Consider the following 9,863-nt stretch of genomic DNA (forward strand, 5'->3'; position numbering starts at 1 on the left):
ACCGTTGGCGGGCTCGCTGGCCTCGTCGAGATCGTGGTCGCCCACGACGGCCAGACGGATCTGCCGGACCTCGCGGACGAGCTGTCTTTTGACGTGGACGATCTGCTCCCCATCGTGGACGCGGCGGAGCTGCTCGGGCTCCTGGAAATCGAGGGCGCGCAGGCGTTCCTGACCGACACGGGGTGGCAGTGGCAGCGCGCGGACATCCAGGCCAGCAAACAGCTGTTCGCGGGGCTCGCCGTGACCCGGGCGCCGCTCGTTGGCACGATCGTGCGCGCGCTGGAACACAGCAATGACGGTGCCCTGCGGGACGACTTCTTCCGGGACCTGTTGCGGCGGGGCTTCAGCTCGGAGGACGCGCAGAAGCAGCTCGACCTTGCGATCGACTGGGGCCGCTACGGGGAGCTCTTTGACTACGACGCGGACACGGGCGAGCTCGTGCTCACGGAGGTGGCGGCGGGCCTCAGCGAGTTCCTGAGCGCCCCGCCAGAGGGGACCGACGGGGGCCCGGCGTAGCAGCTGCTCCGCCGGGCCCCGCCCCGTTCAGCGCAGCTGACCGGCGCGCTTGACCGTGTAGATCGGGATCACCGCGAGGCAGAACACCCCGAGGATCTGCACCCAGCTGGAGGAGTACCAGCTGAGCTCCGGCATGAACTCGAAGTTCTGGCCATACCAGTTGATCAGGGTCGAGCCCGGGATCAGGATCGCCCAGAGCACCGTGAAGATCTTCACGATATTCAGGTCGCTCGTCGCGATCTGCTCCGCGGTGCCTCTGGCGTGGAAGCGCTGCCGCTCCACGAGGAACTCGACCCGACCGGAGAGCGCATCGCCCTGCTGAATCAGCGCATCAACCTCGTCCCGCGAGATCACCTCGCCCCCGTTTGCCGCCCGGCGGAGCAGCCGGGCGAGCTGGGTCAACCGCCCCACCGAGTAGGAGACGTGCGAGAGCACGGCGTCGATGTCGGTGAGTAATTCCCCGACCCCGGGCAGGTCGCTCACGCTCATGCCCCGGGAGCTCCCGGCCTCCTCTGCAAAGCCGTGCATTGAGGCCCGGATCTGCCGGATGTCGGCCTCGATCATGCCGAGGCTGTCCGCGTTCGCCTGGAATCCGGCCCGGACGATTGCCACGCCGACCCCGGTCGCGCCGCGGTCCCCGTCGTCGTCCCAGAGCAGGCGAGCCTCCACGTCCTGGAGCAGGGGCACCCCGTTGCCGGGTTCCAGCGTGATGATCTCATCCGGGCGAAGGAGCACGGTGAGCTCGCTCACCCGGGCCCCGTCCGCATCGGGCGTGACCAGGCGGAGGGGGAAGGCCCCCTCCAGCCCGCGGCGCCCCTCCTGGCCGATGCGGGCCGCGATCGCCCGCTCCGCGAGGAGCAGGTCGTCCGGTCCGTCGACGAACGCGCGGGTCCAAGTGCGCTGGGTCACGCTCCGCAGCGTCATCGCAGCCACCCCTTCCGCTTGATGTAGGCGAGCGGGACGAGCGCGAAGATGGCGGTCGTGCCCATCACGAACCACTCGCCCCACGGCAGGGCGAGCTCGGGCATGTTCGCAAAGTTCTGCCCGTAGTAGGCCGCGATCAGCGTGGGCGGGGTAAACACCGCGGTCACGACCGTGAACACTTTGATGATCTGGTTTTGCTTGAGATCGAGCGTGGTCATGAGCGACTGCTGAATGTTCCGCACCTTGGCGTGCTGGAAGCGGGCGTGGCGGCGGCCGCCCTGAATGTCGGACAGCAGCGTGGAGTACTCCTGCGCGGCGTGGCCGCTGGAGCGACGCACGCGGCGGGCCACGCGCTCCAGCATGAGCTGGCCCTGCACGGTGCGCGCGATGAGTTCCTCCGCGCCGCCGAGGGACACGGCGGTCTGCGCGATGTCCGCAACGCCGACCTGACGGCCGCCGATCTTGTAGCCGCCGCTGCTGTCCACGGCCTCATCGGCCAGGCGGTTCAGCACGAGGGAGATCCGATCGACGGTGTCCTGCATCGCATCGTTCAGCCCCTCGATGATCACGAGGAGCGCCTCCCGCGTCGTGGCGGACTCGGGGAGGCGCGCAATCCGCGTCTGGGCGGTGGCGAGCGCCTCGACGGGGTGATCGGGCTCGACGGTAATGAGGAGCTCGTCGTTCAGCGCGACCAGGATTCGCGCGCCCGTGAAGACCGTGCCGGGGTCTCCCGAGCCGCTCCCTGGCGAGTCGGGCAACGGGAGGTCGAGCGGGAGCAGGGCGAAGTGGTTCTCGTACACGGGGTGCAAGACCTGCTGGTCCAGTTCGAGCTCGTATTGGCGGCGAATATTTGCCAGCATCGCCTGGTCGGTGGCGCGCACGCGGAGCCAGCCGCTGCGGGGCAGCTCGGCCTGCGCCGCGGGAACGGGCAGCGTCGTGCTCCCGGTGTGCGCTGTGGTTTCGGTCATGGTCGAACAACTTTCTGTGGTCGCCTCGCAGCGGGGGCGAGGCACGCGTGAGGGGGTCTCGGGCGGCCGGGGCTAGCCCAGGGTGAGGCCGTAGATGTGCAGGCCGGCGAAGCAGGCGATGATGCCCGCGTAGAGCACGACGACGGCGCTGATGATTTCCTTCTCGATCTTCGAGCTGCGCGCGCGGCGGGGCTCTTCGGCACCCGGGGCATGGGAGTTGGGCAGGTCGGTGCCGAGGCTGTTCAGCTCGAGGCGAGAGCTCCAGACGTTCGGGGTGTTCGAGCTGGGCTGCTGGTTCTTGGTTGACATGTTTCGGTCCTTTGGAAGAGGGGGCTGGGGAGGGGGTCGGTGCGCGGGCGAGCCGCCTAGCGCAACCATCCGCGGCGGCGGACATAGATCAGCGGCAGCATCGCAAAGATGAAGCTGAGCACGATGATCATGGGCTCCGCGAACTGCCAGCTGAGGATCGGCATCAGCTCGAAGTTCATGCTGTAGTACGTGGAGAGCAGCATGACGGGCAGGAACACCGCGGTGACCACCGAGAACACCTTGATGATCTGGTTCTGCTTCACGTTCAGCGCGAGGTTATTGGTCTGCTGGAGCAGCCGAACCCGGTCGTGCACGAAGTCGATGTGCGGCTCGATCGCCTCGATGTCCTCGATGAGCCGGTCGAGATCCGTGCGGTTGTCCCAGCCCCGGCCCCGGGTGCGGGTGCGGAGGTGCCGGGCGGCCTCGGCGAGCACGAGCTGGCTCTCCATGCAGTAGGAGAGCAGCTCCTCCATGTCGGCCAGCTCCTGCTGGGTCGCGGTCACGTCGCTGACGCCGAACTCGCGCGCCTTCTTCGTTTCCAGGCTGCGGAGGATCATGCTCGTCTCGGTCATCATGTGCTCGGTGCCTGAGCTGAGGTTAGTGACGAGCTCGTCGGTCGTGTCGGTGACGCTCTCGAGGACGCTCGCCGCGATCTCGATGGGGCTGTCGCCCTCCCGCCCGTCCCGCTCCATGCGGGCATACGCGAGGTCGAGCGGGGCGCAGCCGCTCAGCGGCTCCAGGGTGATCACGGTGTCACGGCCGACGGCGATCACGATGCTGCTCTCTCGGTAGGAGCCGCTGTCGCGGTCCACGAAGGACACGACCAGCGTGACAAAGTCGTCGACGGTCGCGACGGAGGATGCGGCGGCGCCGCGCAGGTCGATGCCGTGGTCCGCGTGCAGCTGACTGAGCAGCTGCGGGTCGTCGCCGCGGACGCGCTGCCAGCGGCCGCCGCTCAGCGACTCGACGTGCCCGGAGCGGGGGGCGTGTTGATCGATGGTGCTCATGAGGTCACTTTCTCTGGGAGTGGACGGGGGGGGCAGGCCCGCGATCACTCGTCTTCCTTGTAGAAGTTGCTGTGGGTGCCGGAGGTGGAGGACGTCTTCGTTTCGAGGCCGTAGTTGAACACGTGCAACCCGGCGGTCACGCCGAGGGTGAGCACGCTGCTCAGGAGCACCATTCGGGTGGTGAACTTCTCGTATCGGGTGGCTCGACGTTTGGCGTCCTTCGGCGTCTCGGACGCGAAGGACTGACTTCGCCAGGGTTCGGCGCCGGTGCTGCGTCGGCGCTTGCCCCCGGGGATCGGGGACGGTGGGGTGACCTGCCAGAGCAGGGGGGACGGGGTGATCGCTGCGGGCATTGCTCGTTTCCTCTCACGGCTCGCAGAGGTGAGTCATCGACTCGGGGACTGCGCTTCCATGTCAGAGCTTCGGCATTGCGTGACGTAGCCAGATGGCAGCCACTTGGGGAACCCCCTTAATCCGAGGGAACCTGTCCTGATCTTGAGCATCTCTCGATGCCGTCAGATCAGTGGCCTGTGTTCACGCAAGAGCCTCACCGAACGAAGCGCGTCTCTACCGTAACAACATTCAATCACTTGCGCAAATGACGCAAGGACGAGCGGGCCGCACCCCGTCCCGCGCGCCCCGGGGCACCCGCGGCCGCGCCGGGCGCACTAGCCTGAGGGCATGGTCAAACACCGCTCCCCCGCCGAGGCGGACGCCGCCCGCGGCACGCGCTGGCTCGCGCTCCTCGTGCGCGTGCTGATCTGCTGGCTCGTGGGCGCGGGAATCGTGCGCTTCGGCCTGAACTGGGCCGACACCTTCCCCTACAGCCCGGCCTCCGAGCTGCGCTATCTCGCGATCGCGGTTCTCGCACTGACCGTCGCCGTCACGGGGACCGTGCTGAGCATCCGGCGGTTCCGCCTGTCGGGGCGACGCCCGGACTAGGCGCGCACCACGAGGCCGTCCACCTCGGGGGTCACCGCCGAAAGCACGTTCGCGGTGTCGATAATGAGGTCGTGCATGGCCCGGGCCGCCCGGGCGAGGGGCACTTCGGCGCGGTGCGCGAGGCTCACGGTGCGGCCGAGACCCGCGTCCCGGAGCCGCACGGAGCGCAGCGCCGGGCGGTCCGCGAGGACCATCGCGGGCACCACCGCGACGCCGAGCCCGCGCTCCACACAGCGGAGCACGGCGTCCATCTCGGAGCCCTCCAACACGATGTTCGGCGTCAGCCCGGCGTCCGCGAAGGCGCGCATCGTGGCGGCCCGAACGTCATAACTCTCGTGAAAGGTAATCTGCGGCAGCTCGGCCAGCTGCGCGAGGCTGAGCGTGGCGCGGGAGCCGAACAGGGGGCTCTGCGCGGCGGAAATCACGACGAGCTCCTCCGTGAGTAACGGGATGCGCAGCAGCCCCGCCGCGCCGTCCTCCGCCGAGGTCGTGATCACCGCGAGATCGAGCCCGCCCCCCGAGAGCTCCTCCAGCAGCCCGCGCGACCCGCCCTCCGTGAGGTGCAACTGAATGCCCGGATACTCGAGGTGGAAGGCGGCGAGCACCTCGGCGACGAGGCTAATGCAGAGCGTCGGCGTCGCGCCGAGTCGGACCCGGCCCCGCTTCAGCCCGGCCAGTTCCTGCATCTCGTGCCGCACCGCCTCGGCGTCGGCGAGCATCCGGCGCGCCAGCGGGAGCAGCGCCTCGCCCGCCGCGGTGAGCGTGATGTTGCCCCGAACCCTGTGGAACAGCTCCGTACCGAGGTCGCTTTCGAGGCTCGCAATCTGGCGACTCAGCGAGGGTTGGGCCAGGTGCAGGTGCGCGGCGGCGCGCGTGAAATGCCCGGTCCGGGCAACTTCTACGAAACCCCGCAGCTGTTCCAGATTCATGTTGATAGCGTATCAGCATTGAAATGACTCACATCATTCATTGGACTAATCGAGAGCCCGATTTTAGCGTTGAGCCCATGACCCCCACACACCCTCAGGAACGACAGATCTCGACCACGGTGCTCGTCATCGGCACGGGCGGCTCCGGCCTCCGCGCGGCAATCGAACTCGCCGAGCTCGGCACCGATGTGCTCGCGATCGGCAAGCGCCAACGCAGCGACGCGCACACCTCGCTCGCCGCGGGCGGCATCAACGCCGCCCTGGGCACGATGGACGCCGAGGACAGCTGGCAGCAGCACGCCGCCGACACGATCAAGGAAAGCTACCTGCTCGCGAACCCGCACACGGTGGAGATCGTGGCCCGCGGCGCCGCCCAGGGCATCCAGGACCTCGAACGCTACGGGATGCCCTTCGCCCGCGAGGAGGACGGGCGCATCTCTCAGCGCTTCTTCGGGGCGCACACCTTTCGGCGCACCGCCTTCGCCGGGGACTACACGGGCCTCGAAATCCAGCGCACCCTCGTGAATCGGGCCGCGCAGCTCAACGTGCCCATCCTGGACGAGGTCTACGTCACGCGTCTCCTCGTTCGAGACAACCGGGTCTGCGGCGCCTACGGCTTCGACCTGAACACGGGCACCCGTTACCTGATCCACGCCGACGCGGTCATCCTCGCCGCGGGCGGGCACAACCGCATCTGGCGGCGCACCTCCTCACGCCGCGACGAGAACACCGGCGATTCCTTCCGGCTGGCGGTCGACGCCGGGGCGCGGCTGCGGGACCCCGAGCTCGTGCAGTTCCACCCCTCCGGGATCATCGAGCCGGAAACCGCGGCGGGGACCCTCGTGTCCGAGGCGGCCCGGGGCGAGGGCGGCATCCTCCGCAACGCGCTGGGTGAGCGCTTCATGGAGCGATACGACCCCGAGCGCAAGGAGCTGTCCACGCGGGACCGGGTCGCGCTGGCCGCGTACACGGAGATCCAGGCGGGACGGGGCACGGACAACGGCGGCGTCTGGCTCGACGTTTCCCACCTCCCCCGGCAGACCATCATGGAGCGCCTGCCCCGCGTGTACCAGACCATGATGGAGCTCCAGATGCGAGACATCACGCGCGAACCCATCGAGATCGCCCCGACCGCGCACTACTCGATGGGCGGGGTGTGGGTCCGGCCCGAGGACCACAGCACCGACGTGGCGGGGCTCTACGCGATCGGCGAGGCCTCCAGCGGCCTGCACGGCGCGAACCGGCTGGGGGGCAACTCCCTGATCGAGTTGCTCGTCTTCGGGCGCATCGTGGCCCGCGCCGCCCGAGCGTACGCGGCGGCCCTCGACGCCCAGCCCCGCTCCCCCGAGTCCCTCGCGACGGCGCGCGCCGAGATCGACGACCTGCTCGCGGCGGACGGCCACGAGAACGTGCGGGCCCTGCAGCGCGAAATCCGCAACATGATGACCGAGCACGCGGGCGTCGTGCGCGACGAGGCGGGCCTGCGCGCCGGACTCGCGAAGCTCGACGAGATCGAGGACCGGATGAACCGGGTCGGCATTCACCCGGACATCGCGGGCTTCCAGGACCTCGCGCACGCCTTCGACCTCAAGGCCTCCGCGCTCGCCGCCCGAGCGACCCTAGAGGCGGCGCTCGAACGGCGCGAGACGCGCGGCTGCCACAACCGCAGCGACTTCCCGGAGACGGATCCCGAGCTGACGGTGAACCTCGTTTGGTCGCCCTCCGGCGGCATCACGCGCGAGTCGATCCCGCCGATCCCGGAGGAGATCGCGGAGCTGATGACCGAGGTCTCGGTCGCGGGCAAGCTCGTGGAGTAGCGCGGTCCCCGCCCGCCCCGACCGGGGCGGGCGGGCCCGGTTCGCCGGGCCTCAGCGCCGCAGGAAGCGCGCCGCCATCGTCCTGAGCGCCTCGGCATTCGGTCGCCAGTCCTCGGCGAGGATGCGGAACAGGAGGGGGCCGATGAGCTCTGCGGCGAGCGCGTCGAGGGCGGCTCCCTCGGGGAGCTCACCGCGGTCGCGCAGCCGGGCGAGGACCGCCCGCGCCGCATCGCCGAGCACGTCGGAGCCGCGGAGCAGCTCGGCGACGGCCCGGTCGTGCTGGGCCTCGCCGAGCAGCGCCCGGTAGGCAAGTCCGGCGTCGGAGGCGGTGAGAAACTCGGCGAGCGCGGCAAGGAAGCCGCTCAGCTCGGTTTCGGCGTCTGGGCCGGGGGGCACGGTCAGCTCGCGCACGGCGTCCGCGGCGCTCGCTTCGAGCAGAATCTCCGCCTTCGAGGACCACCAGCGATACACGGTCTGGCGGCCGACGCGGGCGCCCTCGGCGATCCCCTTCATGGTCATGGCGGCGTAGCCCTGCTCGACGAGGAGGTTATCGACGGCCTGGAGCACGGCGAGTCGCGCGTCTTCGCTCCGGGGGCGTCCCAGGGGGCGGGTGTTTTCGGCCATGCGACGACCGTAGCACTTTCGGTGCTTGCTGTTCCAGAAGTGCCGGGATAGCATTGCGGTACACAGTGCCTCGAAACTTAGGATGCCCATGATCACCCGCACCGCCACTCCCCCGCGCGCACCGCGTCGGGCCGCCGTTCTCCGCGAGGTCGCGGTCACCGCCCGCGAACAGATCAGCGAGCGAATGCTGCGCGTCACGCTCGGCGGCCACGACCTCGCCCCCACCGTGCATGACGCCCCCGGCGCCTGGGTGAAACTCTTTGTCCCGCTCCCCGGCGGGGCGGGCGAGCACGGACGCGCCTACACCGTGCGGGGATTCGATCCGATCCGGGACGAGATCACCGTGGACATCTTCCTGCACGACGGGGGCACGATGACCGCCTGGGCGCTCGGCTGCCGCGTCGGCTCCCCCGCGCGCATCGGCGGCCCACGCCCGAGCGGCGCCCCCGGCGCCTCGGCCGCCTCCCTGCTGCTGTTCGGCGACGAGACCGCGCTGCCCGCGATCTCGGCAATGCTGGAGCGCGAGCACCGCGAACGCCCCGCGCACGCGATCGTGGAGCTCGGCTCCCCCGGGGACCAGCAGGAGCTGGAGCTGCCGCCGAAGGCCTCGATCACCTGGCTGCTTCGGGGACGCACGGACGCGCCGGGATCGCTCCTCGTGGCCGCCGCCCCGCGCGCCCGCCTCGACCCGAACACGGGCGTCTGGTTCGCCGCAGAGGCCCACGCGGCCCAGGAGTTCCGTCGCCTCCTGCGGCCCGTCCAGCTCTCCGAGTCGCACACGCAGGGCTACTGGCGACGGGGCGTCGGGGACCACCAGGAATAGCGGCACGCGCCGCACGGCCGCACGAGCCCCGGCCCCGACCCCTCACCGAGCACCCACCCCCGAGCCCCCTCAGGACCCCCATGCCACCCGCCCGCAGCGCCCCGCACCCGCACGCCCCACACCCGCACGCCCCACACCCGCACGCCCAGCAGCCCGCCGATCGCGCCGCGATCATCGCGACGGCGTTCGCGTTCCTCGTCACGATGATGGGCACCACGATCCCCACCCCGCTGCACTCCATCTCCGCAACCGAACTCGCGTTCTCCCCGCGGACCATTCCGGTACTCTTTGCGGTGTACGCGCTCGGGGTCGTGGGGGCCCTGCTCGCGTTTGGGCGACTCTCCGACGATCTCGGCCGCCGCCCGGTGCTCCTCATCGCTGTCAGCTTCGCCTTCGGCAGCGCCCTCCTCCTCCAGCTCCCGCCATCGCTGCCACTCCTCGTGGCCGCCCGGGTCGTGTCCGGGCTTGGGGCGGGGCTGATGAGCGGGGCGGGAACCGCCGCCGTCATCGATCTCTTTCCCGCGCAGCGCCGGGCCCGGGGAGCCGCGGTCGCGGTGGCGGCGCACTCCGGCGGCCTCGCGCTCGGCACGCTCCTAGCGGGAACGCTCGCCTCGCTCGCCCCGCACCCGCTCACCCTCCCCGTCGCGGTGCACCTGAGCCTGTGCGTGATGGCCTTCCTCGCGCTGGGCTTCTGGACCCCCGCGCCCGCGCATCGGGGCCCCGTCCGCATCCGCCCGCAGCGCCTCCGCGTCCCCCGGGAGCTGCGGGGAGCCTTCGCCCGCGCCGTCCTCGCCGCCGGGGCCGGCTTCGCCATCACCGGCGTGCTGACCGCGGTGACCGCGCTCTTTCTCGCCCAACACCTGCGCCTGGACAACCACGCCCTGGCGGGCGGCATCGTGTTCCTGGCGTTCGCCGGTATGGCGCTCGGCCAGCTCCTCGCGCAGCGAGTGCGCGCGGGGGCGGCAATTCCCGCGGGGTGCGCGGGACTCGTGCTGGCCGCCGCG

At 70.3% G+C, this 9,863-nt stretch carries 12 protein-coding genes and 1 riboswitch; of the genes, 5 read left to right on the top strand and 7 right to left on the bottom strand.

The annotated features are described in order from the left end of the window. Positions 1-516: AAA-associated domain-containing protein (locus OOT08_RS03200; protein WP_325091098.1), on the top strand; the 516-nt coding region annotated here is incomplete at its 5' end. A 27-nt stretch (positions 517-543) separates the two neighbouring features. Here OOT08_RS03200 and OOT08_RS03205 read toward each other — a convergent pair. The 5 genes from OOT08_RS03205 to OOT08_RS03225 form a co-directional block, all read right to left on the bottom strand. After that, the gene (locus OOT08_RS03205; protein WP_325091099.1) at positions 544-1,425 is read right to left on the bottom strand and encodes a CorA family divalent cation transporter; all 882 of its coding nucleotides are present in this window, start codon (positions 1,423-1,425) and stop codon (positions 544-546) included. An 11-nt stretch (positions 1,426-1,436) separates the two neighbouring features. After that, positions 1,437-2,408: a CorA family divalent cation transporter gene (locus OOT08_RS03210; RefSeq protein WP_325091100.1), complete on the bottom strand. Its 972-nt coding sequence runs from the start codon at positions 2,406-2,408 to the stop codon at positions 1,437-1,439. Between the two features lie 72 nt (positions 2,409-2,480). Continuing rightward, positions 2,481-2,717 carry a hypothetical protein gene (locus OOT08_RS03215; protein WP_325091101.1) on the bottom strand — a complete coding sequence of 79 codons (237 nt, stop codon included), beginning with the start codon at positions 2,715-2,717 and terminating at the stop codon, positions 2,481-2,483. A 56-nt stretch (positions 2,718-2,773) separates the two neighbouring features. After that, positions 2,774-3,724, bottom strand: a complete 951-nt coding sequence (locus OOT08_RS03220; protein WP_325091102.1) for a magnesium transporter CorA family protein — start codon at positions 3,722-3,724, stop codon at positions 2,774-2,776. 44 nt (positions 3,725-3,768) lie between these two features. Further along, on the bottom strand, positions 3,769-4,077 hold the full coding sequence (locus OOT08_RS03225; RefSeq protein WP_325091103.1) for a hypothetical protein: 309 nt from the start codon (positions 4,075-4,077) through the stop codon (positions 3,769-3,771). 47 nt (positions 4,078-4,124) lie between these two features. Continuing rightward, positions 4,125-4,290, bottom strand: a riboswitch (M-box (ykoK) riboswitch). Positions 4,291-4,405: 115 nt separating this feature from the next. On the opposite strand from OOT08_RS03225, the gene OOT08_RS03230 reads away from it, so the two are divergent. Then, positions 4,406-4,666 (top strand): hypothetical protein, encoded by a 261-nt coding sequence (locus OOT08_RS03230; RefSeq protein ID WP_325091104.1) that lies wholly within the window; start codon positions 4,406-4,408, stop codon positions 4,664-4,666. Here the strand turns inward: OOT08_RS03230 and OOT08_RS03235 are convergent. Next, positions 4,663-5,595, bottom strand: coding sequence for a LysR family transcriptional regulator (locus tag OOT08_RS03235; RefSeq protein ID WP_325091105.1), 933 nt, complete (start codon positions 5,593-5,595; stop codon positions 4,663-4,665). The two genes, OOT08_RS03230 and OOT08_RS03235, sit on opposite strands and share 4 nt — an antisense overlap. Positions 5,596-5,672: 77 nt before the next feature. Between OOT08_RS03235 and OOT08_RS03240 the strand changes: the two genes are divergently transcribed. Continuing rightward, positions 5,673-7,412 carry an L-aspartate oxidase gene (locus OOT08_RS03240; protein ID WP_325091106.1) on the top strand — a complete coding sequence of 580 codons (1,740 nt, stop codon included), beginning with the start codon at positions 5,673-5,675 and terminating at the stop codon, positions 7,410-7,412. Between the two features lie 51 nt (positions 7,413-7,463). Here OOT08_RS03240 and OOT08_RS03245 read toward each other — a convergent pair whose 3' ends face one another. Further along, positions 7,464-8,036, bottom strand: coding sequence for a TetR/AcrR family transcriptional regulator (locus tag OOT08_RS03245; RefSeq protein WP_325091107.1), 573 nt, complete (start codon positions 8,034-8,036; stop codon positions 7,464-7,466). A gap of 88 nt (positions 8,037-8,124) precedes the next feature. Between OOT08_RS03245 and OOT08_RS03250 the strand changes: the two genes are divergently transcribed. Further along, positions 8,125-8,859, top strand: coding sequence for a siderophore-interacting protein (locus OOT08_RS03250; RefSeq protein WP_325091108.1), 735 nt, complete (start codon positions 8,125-8,127; stop codon positions 8,857-8,859). 80 nt (positions 8,860-8,939) lie between these two features. Then, positions 8,940-9,863, top strand: a 924-nt coding sequence (locus tag OOT08_RS03255) for an MFS transporter (protein WP_325091109.1), incomplete at its 3' end; no start/stop codon positions are given.

It is taken from the genome of Leucobacter sp. M11 (assembly GCF_035726885.1).
Lineage (GTDB): Bacteria > Actinomycetota > Actinomycetes > Actinomycetales > Microbacteriaceae > JAPFRB01.